We start from the raw sequence: 19,158 nt of genomic DNA on the forward strand, positions 1-19,158 counted from the left end.
CCTTCGTCGTTCAGCGGTGATTGCGCAGGACGTCCAAGCGGAGTCGGCGCTGCTCGATGTTGACGGCGCTGTCGGTGAATGCTTGTTGCCACCCGGGGTCACTCGTTCGGGCCGCCGCGTCCTGCAGAAGCGGTACGGCGTCGAAAGGGAAGCGCGCCTGCACGCTTCGCAGGGTGGAAAAGTGACTGTGACGCGAGTGGATGCCCAAGTCCTCACCCGTCGCAGCATGATCCAGAGCTTCGTTCTCCAAGGCATTCAACAACTTTTCGGCGACGGCCAGGGGCCATGGGCGGTCGATGCCGTCGAGCAGTGCGCTGCCGTCGACGCCCAGAAGGTACTCGTCCGCGTGTCCGGCAACGATGTACTCGACGCGCTCGCGTGGGTCCGCGATGGCGACGATTCTCCGGTCCGTCGTGCGCCCGTCCCGCTCCAGAAATGCCGACGCCCACGCGGTGTTCTTCTGGAGAACGGTTGCGGCAATCCATGATTCGATCATCACCGCGCGCCATTGCTTCTCGATGGGGATGGTGAGGGCCTCGCGTGGCGAACCGGCCATAGATTCCCACAGAGTCAGCGGAGTGGCGGTCACGACTTGCCGTAACCACCAGCGCCGGATGCCCTTGTTCTTGTAGTGGACGTCTTCGATGCCGTCACGAAATGCGAGGTCGTCGAGCGAGCCGGGCAATCGGACGGCAAGGCGCGGCCGCAAGGGCTTCGTCTCGAGCCGCACCCAGGACCGAGCCCGAGTGACCATTCGAGAGGCAAACGGAGATCGGGGGAGTTGCCGTAGTAGTTGAATTGCACGCTCACGGACCCGCACGGCTGGATCGTCGAGTGCACGCTCGAGGAGCGCGTAGTCGTGTTCACCCAGCCCGACGTCGAGATGGTCGAGGAAGTGCAGCCGGCTTGCCGTGGCCTCGTCGTCCCAAGCGATCTCGAGCTCTTCGCTCGCCAGTTCCGGGTCGACCGTACGTATGTAATCGAACCAGGCCGTACGGTCGTCCGGATCGGGCGAAAGCCACAGCTCGTCCCGGCGTGATCCGATTCGTCGTAGCTGGGCCCAATCCGGGTTCTGCTCCGCCAGGTACTGCCCGCGTCGACCGGCGAGGCGAAGTAGCGCCTCGCGGTGCTCGGGATACTTCAGCGCGGCTTCCATGAAGAGCGGGACACTGGCCGCGGGCGCGAGGAATCCGCGTTGGTCGGCCATCGCGAACCATTCCGCGAGAGTCCAGGAACGTACTTGCAACAAGGACTGAAGTTGTTCGATCGCGAGGTCGGGAAGCAGCGGTTGAACTGCTGAATCAGTCTTCGATGCGCGCGAGTGACCTGCGTGCGCGTCTGATCGCAGGGAGGTCACCCGCCTACGGTATGGCAGAGGTACGTCGACTTTGGGGGCAGGGTCGGCCTAGGCTCACACACGGTGTCCCGGCCGCGTGCTCACGCTCAGTCGTGTTCGGTCCGCACGGAAGAGGTCTACCGAGTACTCGACGGGACGCTCATGCTGGTCGTAGCCGATTCGTTCCAGCTTGAGCACCGGGGCCGGCATCGGTTGTCCGAGAAGCGTCGACACCGAGGAGCTGACTTCTGCCAGTTCGATGGATTCGTCGGTGGCCGAGATGTCGATTCCGAATTTGCAACGCAGGGCTTCGTAGACGGAATCCATGTGCGTTCTGAGCAGATCGCGGCATCCGGGGTCGCCCAGATACATCCGTTCCAGCGACAACGTGTCACCGTCGGCAAATCGTAAGCGCAACAAGGAAATCACATCGCGGTCCGGGGAAACTCCGAGTATCTGGGCGGCTCGCGGGCTGGGTCGCTCCAGACGTGCTGACAGCACTCTGGTGCCATCCTGGAATCCTTGTTCCTGGAGCATTTGCGGTACGCCCATGACTGTATTCAGATTTCGGGACAGTCGTCGGCTGGCACACAGGGATCGTGCGTTCTCCGGAGTGGGGGCGTCTGCGTGGACGCTGGTGAGAAAGGCGCCGCCTGCTCGGCCTTTGACCCGATGTACCAATCCTTCACGTTCCAGCGCGTCGAGTGCGCTGCGCACTGTCGTGCGAGATGTCCCCAGTCGTGCTGCCAGTTCGCGCTCGGGCGGGAATTTGCCCACGGAGCGTCCTTCGAGTTCCTGAGCGAGCCGTAACAGCGCAGATCGAGTCTGCTCCATCATCGACATATGGCGTGACCTCGCAATACGGCAGTTCGTTGAACCCCAAAACTAGTGAGGCACCCGATCCACCACAACACGAAGTGTGATCTGTAACACGCCGTTAACAATTGGTGAGAGAACCAGAAATGGTCTAGCCCGAATCTCTGGGGAGTCCGAAGTCGTCGGTTTCGGACTCCTATTCAGGGAATGGAGGGCACCAGCAGTGAATCGAATGCTTTCGACCCGTGCCGAGATTGCGTTGGCGATTACTCGAGAAGCAGGAGATCTTGCCAGGCACTGGTTCGACAAGTCGACGCTTCGGGTCGACACGAAGTCGGATGGATCGCCAGTCACCCAGGCTGATCAAGAGATCGAACAGATGATTCGCGATGCTTTGTCCGAGAACTTCCCCGATGACGGCATCATGGGCGAGGAGTTCGACGACGTCGTGGGTTCGAGCGGAAATCGGTGGATCATCGACCCGATCGACGGAACGAAGTCGTTTGTCCACTCGGTGCCGCTCTATGCGAACCTCCTCGCATACGAAGAGGCGGGTGAAATCACATTCGGGGCGATCAATCTGCCCAGCGCCGGTGTGCTCGTGTCAGCAGAAAAGGGCGGTGGATGCTGGAGAAACGACGAGCCCGCCGCTGTCTCCGACCGGACGGATCTCGACGGCGCGTATCTGATGGCCACGTGGCTCGAGGACTGGAAGCCGGATACGATCCGCGATCTCAACTCGCGGGGCGTCATTCTCCGCACCTGGGGTGACGCGTACGGCTATGCGATGGTCGCCTGCGGGCACGCCGATGCGATCGTCGATTATACGACCAAGGCATACGACCTCGCGCCGATGCCGGTGATCATCGAAGAGGCGGGTGGTCGCTTCTCGAGTCTCGACGGTCGTCGGAACTTCGACTGTGGCAACGGAATTGCATCGAACGCTCATCTGCACGACTCCATTCGCCAGCTCGTCAACTGAGGGAAGGTCCGATGAAGGATTTCATCCGCGGGCTCAGTCACCGAAAGATCATGGTGTTCTTCGGGTCCGTTTACGGTATTGCGCTGCTGTTTGCACTTTTCCCGCCCCTTTATCTCTGGGGCAGTGGGGTTTCGACGCTGGTGTTCGGAATCCCGTTCAGCATCATGTACTGGATTCTCGACGCGTTGGTTCTCGGGTTGGGCCTGTGGGGCTTGTACAGGGTCGAAGACCTTCGCGGTGAACTCGACGAAGAGCTGGCGCTGACGCCGGCCGGTCCGAATGGAGAATGACATGGCAATCATGCTCGGAATGCTGGCGTTGTTCTACGCCGGAGTGCTCTTCATTCTCTATGCGACTCAGCAGAAGACGAAGCCGACGTTCGAGGAGTACTCGGTCGGCGGCCGTAGCTACGGCCCGTGGTACGTGGCCATGTGCTACGTGAACTCCTGGTGGCCGGGCGCGGTATTCATCGCTTTCTTCGGGATGGCTGCGGGTGCAGGAGTTTTCGGATTCTACGGCCTCGCCTACTCCAGTCTCGGTGTCGCGATGATGTACTTCATGGCTACAAGAGCGTGGCGATGGGGTGCCCGATACAACCTTCGATCACAGCCGGATCTTCTTGGCTTGCGGTTTAATTCACGTTCGGTGAAGATGATCGCCAGTCTCATCGGAATCGTCTCGGTCTTCCCGTGGGTGGTTCTCGGAATGCAGGCACTGGGGGAGGTATTTCAATACGCGAGTGAGGGTCGATGGTCGGTGACCACCTGCCTGCTTGTCGGGTTGGCGCTGATCCTGATCCGTCAGTACTGGACAGTGAAGATGGGCATGCGTGGGTTGATCATGACCGATGCGTTCCAAGGGATCGTCGCGTACGTGATTGCAGCACTTGTATGTCTGGTCTTGTTGTCCGGCGTCGCCGGCGGCCCGATCAGCATGAATGCGCTGGCGCAGGTCCCGATCGAATTCCTGCGGGTGCCCGGCGACGGCGACGCTTACGGTCCGTTCTACCTCTTCAGCCTGATCTTCACCGGCGTAGTCGGATCGTTGTGCTGGCCGATGAGTTTCCAACGGATCTACACCGCGTCGGGAGTCCGTGCAGTAAAAGCGGGGACTATACGTACCGTGTTGATCTCGAGTGTGTTCTACACGCTGTTGATGTTGTTGGGTATCGCCGCATCTCAGATGCCGGAGGTCATCGCAAACCCGCAGGCTGCATGGTTCACGATCATGGAGTCGTACGGGGGAACCTGGCTACTCGGTCTGGGTGTGACAATGGTGTTCGCGGCGTCGATGGGCCACATCGACGGAAGTGTCCAAGTGTGTGGTCTGCAAATTGCGAACGATCTCGTCAACTCCGACAAGCGCAAACTTTCGGATTCGGCACTTACCGTGGTCGCAAAAGTCAGCATGGTGGGGTTCATGGCATTGGCCGGAGTGGTGGCCTACGTAACGTACGACATGACTCGGTTGCAGCTCCTTGCACAAATCTCCTACCAGGGCGTAGTCCAGTTGGCCGTTCCGCTCTTCTTCGGAATCTTCTGGCGGGGTGGCAACAAGTACGGGGCAGTTTCGGGCATGCTGTCGGGTTTCGGGATTGCATTGGTGTTGACCTTCATCTACCCGGATGACATCGCCGGACTTGGCTCACTGACCGGCGGTGTAGTCGGAATGGCCGTCAATCTCATCGTGTTCCTGGTCGTCTCCGCTTTGACCGGCATCTCGGCGGCTGAGCGAACTCGGGTGGAAGAGATGTTCGATATCGCCGCTCGTTCGGTTGTTTCGAATCATGTCTCCAAGGTGGAGGATTCCTCGGTGAGGGTAACGAATGTCTGATTTCCTCGCAGACTTCGACGCGATGTCGAGATTCGGCGCCACCGAGGGAGGTGGAGTGGAACGTCAAGCCGCAAGCGCGGCGGACGGGCAGACCAGAGACTGGTTTCGTATCTGGTTGACGGAGAATGGTTTCAATTGCCGCGTCGACGCAGTGGGCAACCTTTTCGGCTCCCTCGAGTGGATCGAAGGCGCTTCGCACATCTTGGTCGGCTCGCACCTCGACAGTCAGCCGAAGGCAGGTCGCTTCGACGGAGCCTTCGGCGTTCTTGCCGGGGCGCATGCTGCCGCCGCTGTCGCCGAACGAGTCGCCGCCGGAAGTATCACACCGTCCTTCAACCTCACGGTCGTCGACTGGTTCAACGAGGAGGGATGCAGATTCAGCCCCAGCTTGATGGGCAGTGGGGTTTTCACCGGGAAGTTCGCGGCGGGTGAGGTCCTCGACACCGTCGATTCGGACGGTCGGACGGTCCGCGGCGCACTCAGTGATATCGGCTACCTGGGTTCGGACGAGCCGCCGGAGTGCAGTGCGTACGCAGAAATCCACATCGAGCAAGGGCGAGTCCTGGAAGAGAAAGGGATCTCGATCGGCGTGGTCACCGCCAACTGGGCAGTACGCAAGTATCTCGTCCGAGTTCGCGGCGAACAGGCACACACCGGTGCGACGTTGATCGAAGACCGTAGGGATGCGCTCCTCGGCGCAGCACAGATGATCGTCGCGGTTCGTGAAGTGGCGTCGGCGTTCCCTGCGGGGGCTGTTCTCACATCGATCGGAAGATTGACCGTCCAACCGAACTCACCCGTTGTGGTGGCGTCCGACGTAGTCATGTCAGTGGATATCCGGTCAAGTGAGGAAGCGGCTCTCGACAAGGCTCATGAGCTGTTCCTGCAGGCGAAAGCTGATATCGAGGCGCTGGGCGAAGTCTCCGTCGACATCGAATCGGGTTCGCTGCGCCCCAGCACCTCCTACGATCTCGCCGGTATCGAGCTGTCCGAGTCGGTTGCCGGCGGATTGGGTCTGAGCGCCCGGAGAATGCTCACCAGAGCAGGACACGATTCGATCAATCTCAAAGACCTGGTGCCGACGGTGATGCTATTCGTGCCCAGCGTCGGCGGCATCTCGCACGCGGAGAACGAATACACCAAACCCGAAGATCTGTTGGCTGGACTGAACATGTTGACGGGTGTGCTCGAACGGCTTGTAGTAGAAGGATTGTCGTCGGAACAGGAGCAATCGTGATTGACAAGGTACTTCCGCAGAACATGTCGTCGCTCGTTGAGGGGTACCGAACCGGTGAGTTCACGCCCGTGGATTCATTGAGTGCAACTCTCGCGTTGATCGACGCTGTGAATCCGTCGATCAACGCTATGGCGATGGTCGACGTGGACGGCGCCCGATCAGCGGCCGCAAAATCGGCGGCACGATGGGCGACCGGCACCCCGTTGAGCAGTCTCGACGGAGTCCCGGTCACCATCAAGGACAGCGTCAATGCAGTCGGTATGCCGTGGCGTCACGGGAGCGCAGCGCACTCGGATGTTCCTGATGCCGAGAGTGATTCACCGCCCGCGGCGCGATTGAAGGAGGCAGGCGCCGTCATCGTGGGCAAAACGACGATGCCGGACTTCGGCATGATGGCCGCCGGCGTCAGTTCGCTGTACGGCATCGTTCGCAATCCCTGGGATCTCTCACGCAACACCGGTGGCTCCAGTGCCGGAGCAGGTGCGAGCCTTGCGGCGGGCATCGGATATGCCGCGGTGGGCACGGACATCGCCGGCTCGGTGCGATTGCCGGCTGGACACTGTGGGTTGGTCGCACTCAAACCAACGCAGGGGAGGATTCCGCACTTACCGTCTTCGATGATGCGCTCACCGGGTCCGATGGCCAGGACGGTGGACGAGGTGGTCGACATGTACCGGGCCATCGCGCGCCCTGACAGCCGTGACGCCTGGTCACTCCCAGCGCAGTCCATCGACGAATCCCGCTGGGAGACAGAGGTGAGAGGTCTGAGAATCGGCGTGATGACAGGAATGGGCTACGGATACGAAGCGGAACCCGCGGTCGTTGCCGTGGTGGATGCTGCTGCGCAGGTGCTCGCGGCGGCGGGGGCAAAGGTGACGAGGGTGACCCCGCCGTTCGAGTCCGATCCCTATGCACCACTGGATCGATTGTTTCAGGTTCGCGCCCGGGCGGAGTGGGAGTCGATACCTGAGGAACGGAGAGCGGAAGTGATTGCTGCAGTGTCCGAGTGGGCTGAACCGGCGTCGCTCGCGAGCGCTACCGACTATTCACGCGATCTGGACGCGGTGAACACGGCACAGGCACGACTCCAACGGCATCTCGAGCCGTACGACTTCGTGATCAGCCCGGTCATTCCGGTGGTGGGGTTTGACGCAGATACGGTCGGTCTCGACCCCGAACGGCCCTTGGCGCATTGCAGTTTCACAGCGTGGTTCAACCAGACCGGGCAGCCGGCGTCGACGGTGTGTTTCGGAATGGTCGACGGTTGCCCAGTCGGGGTGCAGATCGTCGGATCACGTTTTGCGGACATTGATGTTCTCGCGATGACCAAATGGCTCGAGGACAGGCGGCCTTTCGACATGACGTGGCCTGACGTCACGCTACGTGTATCCGGAGGTGTCCGATGACTGACATCAAACAGCTTGTTCAACAGGAATTGTCGGCAGGTGGGCTGTTTCTCGATACCGAAGTAAGACTGGACGCTGGATCGCCGGTCATGGCCAGCCCGAGTTGGTGGGGCGCCGACTCCGATCATTGGATCGTCGATGACGCAACGCCGAATTCGGTTGGCAGTGACCGGGTCTTCGTCAAAGTGATGCAGCAGCATTCGCTAGAGTACGTCGACGTCGGAGCGTCATTCCGCGCTGCGGTCGCAGCGGGACTAGCGGGTATCGGTCCTCGAGTCCGCCACTCGAATGCCGCAACAGGAGTGCTGGTGATGGACGATCTAGGGCAGATGGCATCGACGGCGACTCTTGATCTCTTCGATGACGTCGAGGCGATCGAACGTCTGGTGCATCTGCGACGGGCAGTCCACGCGCTGCCTCCGTTCACGCGAACATCAACGGTCTTCGAAGATCTCGATGCTGCCTTGCTCATTGCGCAGCACGCCGGTTCGTCACTGCCAGTTGACCTCGACTGGATGCTTCGGGCCTTGGATCCTGCCCGAACACGAATAGCGAGCAGTGGATTCGACGCTGTTCCGTGTCACGGCGACGGCAATGTGTCGAATGTGCTGGTCGTGGAAGAAGGCGCATCGTTGAGATTGGTCGATTGGGATTGCGCGGCGATGATGGATCCGCTGCAGGATCTCGGCGTATTACTCGCGGAGTTGGCTCCTTCCGATCTCGAGGCGCGCCCTGTCTTCGAAATGTACTGGGGAGAATGGGATTCAAGCCTGTTCGATCGTAGCCGCATATACGGGATTGCGGATTCGTTGAAGTGGGGTCTCATCGGCTCCTTTGTCGATGTGATTCGACCGGGAACATTGGAGTACTCGAAGTTCGCAGACTGGCAATTCCTACGTGCTCGAATCGGTTTGCGCGATCAGCATTTCGACGACCGAGTCCGAAACCTGTGAGGCAAGGATGACCATGACCGAGAACACTCAGCAACCTGACCTGACGCACTGCATGGCCGACGAGCGTGTGTGTGGTACTGCTCGAACGGATTTCGAGAGAGGCGTCGAAGAGGCCTTGGCTTCGATCGCAGACTGGCGCGGACGAGAGATCCGATACGCGCCGGTGCACGGTGGCCTGCAGAACAGTAATTGGCGAATCACTGTCGAGGGCATCGACCGCCGGTACTTCTTGAAGATTCCCGGTGCCGGGAGCGAGTCGTTTGTCGATCGCGTTGCGGCGAACGAGGCCGCGATGCTGGCGGGTTCGCTGGGAATAGCTCCGGAGATGATCCTGTTCGATCATCGGACGGGAATCGAGGTGATCGAGTACATGGAAGGGTATCGCGGCTGCACAAACGGAGATCTCAAGCGTCCGGAGATCGCGTTGCAGATCGTCGACCTGTATCGGACACTGCACTCGGCCCCGCTGATGTCCCTGACGAAGACGATTTTCGACATGATCGACGAGCATCTCGATCAAGCGCGCGAACACGGCGTGATGCTTCCTGGGGACTTCGCCCTGATCGAGCGTGAGTATGACACCGCAAAGTCTGCCTTGTTGGCTTCCGGTCTGGATCTGGTTCCGTGCCATAACGATCCGATGCCGGGAAACTTCCTGTATTCGGAAGGGCATCCGCTCAAACTTGTCGACTACGAATTCGCAGCCAACAACGACAGAGCGTATGAGCTGGCGATTTTCGTCACCGAAATGTTCTTCGACGAGCGCCGGACGTTGGAACTGATAGACGCCTTTTACGGAAGCAGCGAGTGGTCCGTCGTGTCGCGTGTTCACTTGTTCGGGGCGTTGGCAGATGTCAAATGGGGCCTGTGGGGATGCATCAACAATCGACTCAATTCGGGTTGGGATTTCGACTATCACAAGTACGGAGTGTGGAAACTGATGCGTGCTCGCGCGAAGATGTCCGATCCGAGATGGGCCTTGTGGCTCGACTCGGTGTGAACGGCGCGGTTGGCCAGCCTATTTCGTATACCCACTTCGGAGGAATTGATGACGGCTCACTTTCGCGATGCGAGAACATCACGTGTCTCGCCACTCGACGCAAACGGTTACGTGCCCGAAAACGCTGCAGGACTCGACGCGCGGACACGAGATCTCATCAGGCGTAGAGCAGATGTTCTCGGCCCGGCATCGCCGTTGATGTATCGAAATCCGGTGGAAATCGTTCGAGCACAGGGACTTCGGCTCTACGATCGTGACGGTACGTCGTACCTCGACATGTACAACAATGTCGCGAGCGTGGGACACTCGCACCCCAAGGTCGTCGACGCCGTGCGTAGACAGATCGCTGAATTGAACACTCACACAAGATATCTGAACGAGGAAATTGTCCGGTACGCCGAAGATCTGGTGTCCACGTTTCCGAGTCAGCTCTCCACTGTGATGTTCACCTGTACGGGATCGGAGGCAAACGATCTTGCCCTGCGCATCGCGAGGGAAGCCACCGGGAATACCGGTGTCATCGTCACCGAAAATGCTTATCACGGAGGCACGATCAACATTGCCGCGTGCTCACCGTCGATGGGTTCCGCTGATTCGGGCGATGAACCATGGGTCCGTGTCGTGCCTTTGCCTGATCCTCGTGTCGTAGCGGACATCGACCGAGAATCCTGGTTCGCTGACCGTGTCAGAGAGTGCATCGACGGACTGAACCGCGACGGCATCGGTGTAGCCGCACTACTAGTCGACACGATATTTGCTTCCGACGGAGTATTGACCGACTCGTTCCTCACAACGGCTGTCGATCAGGTGCACCAAGCGGGTGGTCTGTTCATCGCGGACGAGGTGCAGCCGGGCTTCGGTCGGCTGGGGTCCGGTATGTGGGGGTTCGCGAGGCATGGGGTCGTCGCAGATATCGCCACCCTCGGAAAACCGATGGCCGGTGGCGTACCTCTCGCCGGGGTGGTGCTTGGTGACAATTTGGTCGAGCTGACGGCGGGCGAGCTTCGGTACTTCAACACGTTCGGTGGGAATGCCGTGTCGATTGCTGCGGCGCAGGCGGTGCTCGACGTGATTCGGGGAGAAGAGCTGATCGAGAATGCAGCAGTGATGGGGGCTCGTTTGACCGATGGGTTGCGGACGTCTGCACACCGCGACCCGCGCGTGGGTGCGATCCGTGGAGCTGGGCTGTTCGTTGGGGTAGACGTGGTCGATGCGGATTCGGGCGAGCCAGATCCGTCCGGTGCGCTCGACATTGTCAACGGATTGCGTGCACACGGTGTGTTGATCTCGGCGACAGGCAGACACGGCAATGTTCTGAAGATTCGGCCACCGCTCCCGATTTCGGCCTCGGATGTCGACGAGTTCCTCACGCGGTTCGAGATGGTGTTGGTGGCGTAACGGAGGGTCGACGCGCGTTCGGGCAGATTCTGGAACAGTGGTATCCGGCGACCACAAGGAGGCGTGAGATGACAGACGGAACTGACGACGTCTTTGTCGTGGCATCGGTGACCGAACGGCGAACGCTCATCTCCACCCGAGTGAGGGAGTGGTGTGCGGCGGGAACCGTCGAGTCGAACCGGCCGGAGTTGTCCGATGATGTCGCGCTGCTGATTGCCGGGGGGTATGGGGACGAGTCGACGCGATCGATCCTGGCGAACCGGCGCAGTGTCGGACGTTCGTTCCCGGAGATCGGCGGCTTCTCGGAGTTGCGGTATCTCACCGACGAGCTGGCCCGCACCAGGCGTCGACTGCTCGCAACTCGCATCGGCCCTGTTCAGGTTGTCCTCGAACGACGGGTGCAGGCGCTCGAGAAGCGCGTTCAGTCGATGCGATCGGCGATCGTGCATTCCAATCGTCACTTCGCGAGCAGTGTCCGTGCCATCCGCAAGGACCGGCGCGACGGCCTGCATCTCGACGTCGAGCAACGCGAGGCTCTCTTTGCCGGGCTCACCCGTACACCGGTTCCAGCCAAGCTGCCGGTGGGGCTCGGTGTCGTGGCCAGCAGTGGAAACGCAGCACTCGACAAACTCGCCGCCCAGTTCGGGAAGGTCCAGGGAACCGGTGTCATCGCCGATGCCGGAAGGCGCATCGCGGAAGTCCTCGACGGACTGGTCGATTCAGAACCCGAGGGACGCGCCGGTGAGTACGACGCCTTGCTTTACCTCGCCGGGAATCTGTTCGACCGGATCGAAAGCTCCAGCGCGTGGCATTCCGACCACTTCGTCATTCAACGCAACCAACTCGACCTGGCCGACGAGATCACCCAGATCGCGGTCGACACCGTCGCGCTGCGTTCGATTCTTGCGGAGTTGGACGACGCGGCTGCGCTGGCACGCGACGAGGGAACCCGAGCCGGAATCGCTTCGCGCAGGGAAGCGCTCGGCGCGGTCTGGGACCAGCTGGTCGAGCGCGTCGCGGCCCTCGCGCGGATCGGTGACCTGGTCGCACGGGCCGAGGATCAGTTGAGTTCGCAGCGCGCGGTTGCGCATGCAGCGAGCCTCGACAGCCGGATCGACGACCTACTCGCGCGCTCGGGCTCACGTGAACTTTCGGCTGCAAACACGCACTACGTCGGGGATCAATTCGACGGTGTGGAAGAGCTGATGTTCGCTCACCGGGCGGCGCTTTACGGGGACATTGCACTGCTGACCTCTGGGAACGAGCGTCGGGCGCCGTAGTCAGGCCGTCGCCGGAGCTGTAAGGTCGGGGGTACTGACCGGCCACACGATCGAAGTAAAGGCCGGGATTTCGCTCAATGCTCGACCCCGATGCCGATCCGGTGATGCGGGCGTACCCGCTCGAGACAGGTCGATCATGGAAGACACCGCAAGCCGCGGCATCAATGCGTTCATTTCCGAAGCTACGCAGCGTGGGGGCAAGGCTGTCCGTCTCACGCACTCACGTCGTAACCCCGTCGAGGTGACGGGCGCTGACGGTGTCAGCCGAATCGTCCGCGTGCGGTCCAAGCTCGACGGTGACTGGCAGGCCAGGCGTCAGGACGAGTCGCTCGAGAGTGACGACACCCGCTCCGAGTTCTGGGTGTTCGTCGACCTGGCAGCAGATCCGCACGAGTTCTACATGTTGCCCTCCAACGAGGTCGCCGACGACATCCGCGCCGAGGTCGACCTGTGGATCATGGACAGCCCCGGACGTAATCGCACCGGCCATCACGCGATTCCGCGTGGGCGCGTCGTGCACGGTCACGATCGTTGGGATGCGCTGGGCTTGGCCGCGGTCAAGGATCCGAGCATTTACGTCGAGACCCCGGTTGCGACCAAGCGTAAGACGTCGCCGGTCGCCGCGAAGAAGCGTCGCGCCAGCGGTGTCGAGGAGATCGAAGTCGTCGACAATCGCCTCGAGATGACAGCCGATTGCCACGGATATCGCTGGGTCGGGCGCTTCGACGAAACCACCGAGGTCGTCGAGATCATGCGCGGACCGATGGAAGGCCGCCGATTCCCAGATCCGACCGCGGCCGCAAATGCCGTCACCGGTCACATCTCAGGCGACACCGAGAGCCATGACGGTTGGTCGTTCTGGACGATCAACAACACGGCCCTCGGCGCTCATCTCAAAACTGCCTGATCTCAGGCTCCGACTGCCGCCGACACCCGTTCGAGAGTGTCCAGTTCGTTCGACGAGAGCACCAGATTCGGGGCGTCCAGTAGCGCCGGGAGCTGCTCGGGCCGGCTGACGCTCGCGATCGGTGCGGTGATGCCCGGTCGAGTCAGCAGCCAGGCCAGCGCGACGGTCGAGATCTCGCTGTCGTGTGCCTGCGCGATTGTCGCAAGTTCCGCGACGACGTCGAGTCCGGCGTCGCTGAAGTATCCGGCGGTCAGTCGTTCGCGGGAGCTGCCTTCGATGTCCGCGCGGGTCTTGTATTTTCCGGTCAGGAAGCCGGAAGCGAGAGCGAAGTACGGGAAGACGCTGATGTTGTTGTCGGTGGCGATCTGGGCAAGTTCGGGTTCGTACGACTTGCGGTGAACCAGGTTGTAGTGCGGTTGCAGCGCGATGGGCGCGGCGTAACCGTTCTCCTCGGTGATCCGCAGCCACTCCCGGACGCGGTCGGGGCTGTAGTTGGAGATTCCGAGATAGCGAACCTTGCCCGCGACGACCAACGCATTGAAGGCTTCGAGAGTTTCCTCGAGCGGAGTCTGCGGGTCGTCGAAATGCGCGTAGTACAGATCGATGCAGTCCGTCTGCAGGCGCTGCAGCGACGCCTCAGCTGCGGCCGCGATGTTGTCGGCCTTCAGGCCCTTGAAATCGGGATGGCTACCCACCTTGGTGGCGACGACGATGTCGTTCTGCAGTCCCCGATCGGTGATCCATTTCCCGATGATCGTTTCGGATTCCCCGCCGGAATTGCCGGGAGCCGACGCCGTGTACGAGTCGGAGGTGTCGATGAAGTTTGCACCGGCTTCGGCGAACGAATCGAGGATCTCGAAGGACGTCCTCTCGTCCGCGGTCCATCCGAAAGGGTTGCCGCCCAAGCTAAGTCGGAAGATGTCGAGGTCCGAATTTCCGATGATCGCCACTGTGTGGAACTCCCGTCGATGAAGGTGGTCGCTGCATCCCGCACCGTACCCTCTCACGGCGCTGGCGATGGCGCGCCCTCGCCAGGTTCGCCGAAAAATGTATCGGATCGTGATTGCCGCCGTCAGCGTTGGGTATGGCCTCAAATACTGAATTCTTCGATGGACTGCTGATAGGAGCGTCCGATGATGATTGTGGACGAAGCCACCCGCGTCGTTCGTGGGGTGGCAGACGCAACGACGACGGTGGCCGGAGCCGTCGGTGGTGGAGTGATCGGTGGAGTGACGGGCGGGATACGCGGATCGGCGGAGGGTGTCCGAGACGGAATTCGTGCGGGTAGTTCCTCGACGCCGACGGCGGTTCTCACGATGGCGGCCGTGGGTGCGGCGGGATTGGTGGAATGGCCGGTGATCTTGGCAGTCGGCGGCACGGCCCTGGTACTCCACGAATGGGATCGCAAGAGCGGTCGGACGGATCGCGAGGTCAAGGCGGTTGGCCGCACGAGCAAGCCAGAACAGGTAAAGAAGGAATCGAGCGGAAACTCCCACAAGGCGGCCGGCCGGTCACAGGATCGAACTCACAGTTCTTCGCACACTCGATCCACTCACTGATGTTCTCAGCGATGGCCCGGCGTGCGGTGTCGGTGGCAACTTTGCCGCCGCGCCTGGCGTTGTCGGGACTCGCGTTGGTGGGCGGTTCGACGATTCCGCGAACCGCTGTCAGTGACGTGGCGTTGCGGACCGGCACCCTCGCGTTGGCGGGTGTGGGGATGATTCCTGCAGCAGCGGGATCGATATTCGGTGCCCCGCGAATCCCAGGTTCCGCCTATGTCTCGGCGGCCGCGTCGGCGATCAATTATCAACCCCGGGTGCGTCGGCGAATCGAACAGCGCCTTGGCCGTTCGCTCACCGACTTCGCATTGGAGTCGGCGACGTCGTTCGCGGACGTTCTGACCTATGCGCCTGCGTCATTGGGCGTGGATTTCGGGCTGCGGACGATGCTGCTACGCGAAACTCTGGCGGCGCGACACTCTCGGCGGGTGTGGTCATTCGAACCTGGCGGTCGCGGTGCTTCCACGAGGCCTGAACCGAGTGGCTCAGGTGAGCGTTACGCAGACAGGATCGCTGGGGTTCAGCTGGCGGCCGGAGCTGCACTGGCTACCGTCTCTGCCGGCGGTGACACCGTCGCGACGAGTATCAAGGTTTCGGCGCCGCGACCGCTTCGGATGTCGCGCGAATCATTCGCTGCTGGTTTGTCATACGGTCTGTGGCGGACGCACCACGTCGCCGTTTCGGACCCCGCGGCTCTACGCATGCTCGATCGTGTCGATACCGTCCTCGTCGATCCGAGTGTCCTTTTCGACGACGCGCTCCGGGTTTCCGACATACGAGAGGTGTCCGAGTCGGACCGCGTCGTGGTGTGGGCACATGCCAGGGAAGCGCTTGACGCCGGCTCGCTCCCGGTCGGAAGACACCGCATCGACGGCGCCGAAGTTGTCGTAAGACCGGTGCGAAAAGGGTTGGCGGAATCACTGATAGGCGAAATACGCGCGAGCGGGGTCGCAGCCGTCACGATCGACGACGACGGGCTCGGATCACTGCGAAGTGGATTCGACGAGCTCTATCCGGCGCAATCGACTGCCGAAGCCGGCCTGCGCGAGGCTCTCTCGGCGTTGGTGGCCGAGGGTCGGACAGTTGCGATCGTGTCGAGTAGGGCGATATCGGGACAGGCAGTGCTACGCATCGGGATTTCACCACCGAGTGGCGAGCACGTGAGTGCCGACATCCACACCGACTTGGCCGGGGCGTGGCGGGTTGTCCATGCGCTCCCGGCTGCTCGAACAGCGACGAGGCGCGGTGTCGAACTCTCCTCAGGTTCTTCGGCATTGGGTGCCTTGATCATGCTTCCGGGAGTTCGAGGGGCTGGGCCGGGGCCGATCACAGCTGGTTCGGCCGCGGGACTGTGGACCGGATACACCTTGTCCCGATCTGTGATTCAAGCGCCCGTCCCTGTCGGTACTCCGAGCGATACCTGGCATGAAATGGACGGTGATGCTGTCGTTCGCGAACTATCCGAATCCATCCGACATACACCGCACCGTGCGGAAGCTCGTGTGCGAGCGCCCGCACGGTTCAGGTTGATCCGTGACGGATTGTCGGCGTTGCGAACAGAATTGGCGGATCCACTGACGCCTGTGTTGGCGACCGGCTCCGCTGCCAGTGCAGTCCTCGGTTCACCGGTAGACGCCGTCCTGGTCGGCTCGGTCTTGGTCGGCAATGCTGCGATGTCCGCTGTTCAACGGCTTCATTCGGAGCGGGCGGTGCAGCGGCTCTTGCGGACTCAGGAACCGGTAGCTCGGCGAGTAACCAACGACGGCACGGTCGAGACAGCGGCCGACGCGCTCGAACTCGGTGACGTCGTGGCAATCGAGTCCGGGGACATCGTGCCCGCAGATTGTCGCCTGTTGAGCGTCGAATCGCTGGAAGTCGACGAGTCGTCGTTGACGGGAGAGTCCCTGCCCGTCGACAAGCAGACCGACCCGACCCCTGGGATGCCACTGGCCGAGCGACGGTGCATGGCCTACGCAGGGACAACAGTGCTTGCCGGATCCGGTCGTGGCGTGGTCACGGCCCTCGGAGCCCGAACGGTGACCAGGCGTGCCGATGTCGGTGTGTCCCGATCCGGACCTGCTGTGGGCCTGACCAACAGACTTCGCGAACTCACGAGGGCGACCCTGCCGGCCAGTATCGGCGGTGGGGCGTTGGTGACAGTCGCGGGTCTGCTTCGTGGTACCGGTCTGCGCCGCGCCGTCACCGGAGGTGTGGCCGTAGCTGTGGCTGCCGTGCCGGAGGGGCTGCCTCTGGTTGCCACTCTGGCTCAGCAGGCCGCAGCGCGAAGGCTCACTGCAGCAGGAGTGTTGGTTCGTGCGCCACGATCGATAGAAGCGCTCGGTCGTGTCGACGTGGTCTGCTTCGACAAGACCGGAACCCTCAGCGAGAACAAGCTACGGGTGGCCGCGGTCGAACGCGTCGACGGCTGGGACGAAAGCGAGATTCTGGAAGTTGCGGCGCGCAGTGCCCTGGGAAGTCGCGACGATCGCGTGTTTCATTCGACGGATGCCGCCGTCGTCGATGCAGCCCAGCAAGCTCTGGACGATGCTTCGGTTTTCGGTGACGTCGAGGCGAACAACCTCGTTCCGTTCAGGTCGGGGCGGCCGTACTCGGCAGCTTTGCTCGGCAGGCGGATCGCACTCAAAGGTTCGCCGGAATTCGTGACCGAAGCAGGACGAGATCCGAATGCTGTGTCGGCGAAGCACGTTCAAAGCATGGCCGGACGCGGACTGCGGGTGGTTGCCGTCGCCCAGCGCGAGTTGTCGGAACACGACGCGCGACGCGCAGGCGAAGACTCGCAATTTCTCGAACAGTGTTGCTCCGAGGGGTTGGAAGCGGTCGGCCTTCTCGGACTCTCGGACACGCTCAGACCCGAAGCAACGCAACTTGTTCGAGAACTTCGAGGCGACGGACGGCAAGTGCGCGTGCTGACCGGGGATCATCCGACAACAGCGGCCGCGGTCGCCACCGAACTGGGGTTGGACGTCGCACGCGAGGATGTTGTCACCGGTCCTGACTGGGAGAACTTCTCTCGCGCCGAAAGACGGGATGCGGTCCGCGGCAGCAGCGTCTTTGCGCGCGTGACACCCGAGCAGAAGGTCGAGATCGTGCAAGCGTTGGAGACCGACGGGCGGGTGTGCGCCATGGTCGGTGACGGCGCGAACGATGCTGCGGCGATCCGAGTTTCCAGCGTGGGAATCGGGGTGGCGTCGACCGACAGTGATCCGGCGCGCGGCGCCGCAGACATCGTGCTCCTCGACGGCCGTGTCGGCGGACTGACCGACGCATTGGACGAGGGCAGTCAATTGTGGCGGCGGGTCAGATCAGCGGTAGGGGTTTTGCTCGGAGGCAACGCGGGTGAAGTCGCATTCGCGCTGATCGGTTCTGCGTTGTCCGGCGAATCACCGCTCAACGCAAGGCAGTTGCTACTGGTCAATCTGATGACGGACGCCTTGCCCGCTGCTGCGCTTGCGGTGAGCACCCCGTCCGAGAACGGATCCGAGAAGTCCGAACAGATGGACGCTCATGCGTTGTGGCAGACGATCGCTGTCCGCGGCGGTGCCACGGCAATCGGTGCGCTGGCAGCGTGGCTTCTGGCCCGGGCGAGCGGTAGGAGGCGGCGAGCGTCGACGGTGGCGTTGGTTGCCCTGGTGGGCACCCAACTGGGGCAGACGCTGCTCGAATCACGCAGTCCGCTGGTGGTCGCAACCGTTGCCGGATCCGCTGCGGCGCTGGCGACGCTCGTCAGCACACCCGTGGTGAGCCAATTTCTCGGTTGCACGCCGCTTGGTCCCATCGCCTGGGGCCAAGCGGTGGGCTGCGCGTCGGCGGCGACGCTGCTCGCGGCGCTGGCTCCGCGGGTGTTGGAGCGGATTGCCGCAACTGAGGAGAACGCGAACAGTCAATCGACGATTCGCAAGATCCCGACGCGAACGAGCACTGCGTACACCTCCCGAACCGGGGGAGTCAGCGCCCGCGACAGCGTGGAAATCAGCGACGTGGAAATCAAAGAAGCGGAAACCGGTGAATCGGACACGCTTGTGAGCGTCGCTGCTGGAAGTGACACGTCGCCGAACTCCCGGGCGACCCGAGATGAATCCTGAGGAATCGTGACATGTCCCAGAACACCGTCGACCACACGAACCCCGTCGATCACCGCGCGGTAGTCGAATCCGTCCGTTCGGCACGGAGCTTCGAGTTGGAGCTACCGATCGTCGGTGCCATCCCTGTTCCGAGACCCGAGCAGATCGCCTACTTTGCGGTGATGGGACTGATGGTCGCCTTCGAGATCATCGAGTGGCCCGTGGCAGTCACCATTGCAGCGGGGCATCTGCTCGCAACAGAGCAGCACAATCACGTCCTCGAAGAGATCGGAGAGGCGCTCGAGGGCGTCTGACGCAGGCGCTGCCTGGACACAAATCGAGCGGCCCCGCATTTCGCGGGACCGCTCG

Annotated in this window: 16 protein-coding genes; 13 read left to right on the forward strand and 3 right to left on the reverse strand. The window is 61.9% G+C overall.

Annotated elements, in window-relative coordinates:
* Positions 1 to 10: 10 nt before the first annotated feature.
* A complete protein-coding gene (locus tag QRN54_RS30910) occupies positions 11 to 1,357 on the reverse strand; it encodes a DUF5691 domain-containing protein (RefSeq protein WP_285183862.1) in 1,347 nt (448 codons plus the stop codon).
* Between the two features lie 54 nt (positions 1,358 to 1,411).
* Positions 1,412 to 2,173 (reverse strand): GntR family transcriptional regulator, encoded by a 762-nt coding sequence (locus tag QRN54_RS30915; RefSeq protein WP_172403418.1) that lies wholly within the window; start codon positions 2,171 to 2,173, stop codon positions 1,412 to 1,414.
* 211 nt (positions 2,174 to 2,384) lie between these two features.
* Between QRN54_RS30915 and QRN54_RS30920 the strand changes: the two genes are divergently transcribed.
* The 10 genes from QRN54_RS30920 to QRN54_RS30965 all read left to right on the forward strand — a co-directional run bounded on the left by QRN54_RS30920 (position 2,385) and on the right by QRN54_RS30965 (position 13,148).
* The gene (locus tag QRN54_RS30920; protein WP_052416997.1) at positions 2,385 to 3,134 is read left to right on the forward strand and encodes an inositol monophosphatase family protein; all 750 of its coding nucleotides are present in this window, start codon (positions 2,385 to 2,387) and stop codon (positions 3,132 to 3,134) included.
* 11 nt (positions 3,135 to 3,145) lie between these two features.
* Positions 3,146 to 3,424 (forward strand): hypothetical protein, encoded by a 279-nt coding sequence (locus QRN54_RS30925; protein ID WP_042450330.1) that lies wholly within the window; start codon positions 3,146 to 3,148, stop codon positions 3,422 to 3,424.
* A gap of 1 nt (position 3,425) precedes the next feature.
* On the forward strand, positions 3,426 to 4,967 hold the full coding sequence (locus QRN54_RS30930; RefSeq protein WP_042450328.1) for a sodium:solute symporter family protein: 1,542 nt from the start codon (positions 3,426 to 3,428) through the stop codon (positions 4,965 to 4,967).
* Positions 4,960 to 6,204, forward strand: coding sequence for a M20 family metallo-hydrolase (locus QRN54_RS30935; RefSeq protein WP_042450326.1), 1,245 nt, complete (start codon positions 4,960 to 4,962; stop codon positions 6,202 to 6,204). Before QRN54_RS30930 ends, QRN54_RS30935 begins: the two co-directional genes overlap by 8 nt.
* Positions 6,201 to 7,610: an amidase gene (locus tag QRN54_RS30940; protein ID WP_139799793.1), complete on the forward strand. Its 1,410-nt coding sequence runs from the start codon at positions 6,201 to 6,203 to the stop codon at positions 7,608 to 7,610. The genes QRN54_RS30935 and QRN54_RS30940 overlap by 4 nt, the downstream gene beginning before the upstream one ends.
* Positions 7,607 to 8,563: a phosphotransferase gene (locus QRN54_RS30945; RefSeq protein ID WP_064075508.1), complete on the forward strand. Its 957-nt coding sequence runs from the start codon at positions 7,607 to 7,609 to the stop codon at positions 8,561 to 8,563. The genes QRN54_RS30940 and QRN54_RS30945 overlap by 4 nt, the downstream gene beginning before the upstream one ends.
* Positions 8,564 to 8,576: 13 nt before the next feature.
* Positions 8,577 to 9,563, forward strand: a complete 987-nt coding sequence (locus QRN54_RS30950) for a choline/ethanolamine kinase family protein (protein ID WP_285183863.1) — start codon at positions 8,577 to 8,579, stop codon at positions 9,561 to 9,563.
* A gap of 48 nt (positions 9,564 to 9,611) precedes the next feature.
* Entirely contained in the window at positions 9,612 to 10,961 is a 1,350-nt protein-coding gene (locus QRN54_RS30955; RefSeq protein WP_054781664.1) for an aspartate aminotransferase family protein, read from the forward strand.
* Between the two features lie 68 nt (positions 10,962 to 11,029).
* Positions 11,030 to 12,241 carry a hypothetical protein gene (locus tag QRN54_RS30960; RefSeq protein ID WP_165639645.1) on the forward strand — a complete coding sequence of 404 codons (1,212 nt, stop codon included), beginning with the start codon at positions 11,030 to 11,032 and terminating at the stop codon, positions 12,239 to 12,241.
* A gap of 136 nt (positions 12,242 to 12,377) precedes the next feature.
* Positions 12,378 to 13,148, forward strand: coding sequence for a hypothetical protein (locus tag QRN54_RS30965; RefSeq protein ID WP_003945109.1), 771 nt, complete (start codon positions 12,378 to 12,380; stop codon positions 13,146 to 13,148).
* Between the two features lie 2 nt (positions 13,149 to 13,150).
* Here QRN54_RS30965 and QRN54_RS30970 read toward each other — a convergent pair whose 3' ends face one another.
* On the reverse strand, positions 13,151 to 14,098 hold the full coding sequence (locus QRN54_RS30970; RefSeq protein WP_285183864.1) for an aldo/keto reductase: 948 nt from the start codon (positions 14,096 to 14,098) through the stop codon (positions 13,151 to 13,153).
* 183 nt (positions 14,099 to 14,281) lie between these two features.
* On the opposite strand from QRN54_RS30970, the gene QRN54_RS30975 reads away from it, so the two are divergent.
* From QRN54_RS30975 to QRN54_RS30985, 3 genes are read left to right on the forward strand one after another with little or no spacing between them, the layout of a single operon-like run.
* A complete protein-coding gene (locus QRN54_RS30975) occupies positions 14,282 to 14,707 on the forward strand; it encodes a hypothetical protein (RefSeq protein WP_050656660.1) in 426 nt (141 codons plus the stop codon).
* A complete protein-coding gene (locus QRN54_RS30980; RefSeq protein WP_285183865.1) occupies positions 14,707 to 18,810 on the forward strand; it encodes a cation-translocating P-type ATPase in 4,104 nt (1,367 codons plus the stop codon). Before QRN54_RS30975 ends, QRN54_RS30980 begins: the two co-directional genes overlap by 1 nt.
* A gap of 11 nt (positions 18,811 to 18,821) precedes the next feature.
* The gene (locus tag QRN54_RS30985; protein ID WP_030536904.1) at positions 18,822 to 19,103 is read left to right on the forward strand and encodes a hypothetical protein; all 282 of its coding nucleotides are present in this window, start codon (positions 18,822 to 18,824) and stop codon (positions 19,101 to 19,103) included.
* Positions 19,104 to 19,158 lie beyond the last annotated feature (55 nt).

This window comes from Rhodococcus sp. MEB032 (assembly GCF_030208925.1).
GTDB lineage: Bacteria > Actinomycetota > Actinomycetes > Mycobacteriales > Mycobacteriaceae > Rhodococcus_F > Rhodococcus_F qingshengii.

Coding starts and splice junctions, on each gene's coding strand:
- QRN54_RS30915 (WP_172403418.1), bottom strand. CDS start 2,173: ATGATGGAGCAGACTCGATCTGCGCTGTTACGGCTCGCTCAGGAACTC.
- QRN54_RS30920 (WP_052416997.1), top strand. CDS start 2,385: ATGCTTTCGACCCGTGCCGAGATTGCGTTGGCGATTACTCGAGAAGCA.
- QRN54_RS30925 (WP_042450330.1), top strand. CDS start 3,146: ATGAAGGATTTCATCCGCGGGCTCAGTCACCGAAAGATCATGGTGTTC.
- QRN54_RS30930 (WP_042450328.1), top strand. CDS start 3,426: ATGGCAATCATGCTCGGAATGCTGGCGTTGTTCTACGCCGGAGTGCTC.
- QRN54_RS30935 (WP_042450326.1), top strand. CDS start 4,960: ATGTCTGATTTCCTCGCAGACTTCGACGCGATGTCGAGATTCGGCGCC.
- QRN54_RS30945 (WP_064075508.1), top strand. CDS start 7,607: ATGACTGACATCAAACAGCTTGTTCAACAGGAATTGTCGGCAGGTGGG.
- QRN54_RS30950 (WP_285183863.1), top strand. CDS start 8,577: ATGACCGAGAACACTCAGCAACCTGACCTGACGCACTGCATGGCCGAC.
- QRN54_RS30955 (WP_054781664.1), top strand. CDS start 9,612: ATGACGGCTCACTTTCGCGATGCGAGAACATCACGTGTCTCGCCACTC.
- QRN54_RS30960 (WP_165639645.1), top strand. CDS start 11,030: ATGACAGACGGAACTGACGACGTCTTTGTCGTGGCATCGGTGACCGAA.
- QRN54_RS30965 (WP_003945109.1), top strand. CDS start 12,378: ATGGAAGACACCGCAAGCCGCGGCATCAATGCGTTCATTTCCGAAGCT.
- QRN54_RS30975 (WP_050656660.1), top strand. CDS start 14,282: ATGATGATTGTGGACGAAGCCACCCGCGTCGTTCGTGGGGTGGCAGAC.
- QRN54_RS30980 (WP_285183865.1), top strand. CDS start 14,707: ATGTTCTCAGCGATGGCCCGGCGTGCGGTGTCGGTGGCAACTTTGCCG.
- QRN54_RS30985 (WP_030536904.1), top strand. CDS start 18,822: ATGTCCCAGAACACCGTCGACCACACGAACCCCGTCGATCACCGCGCG.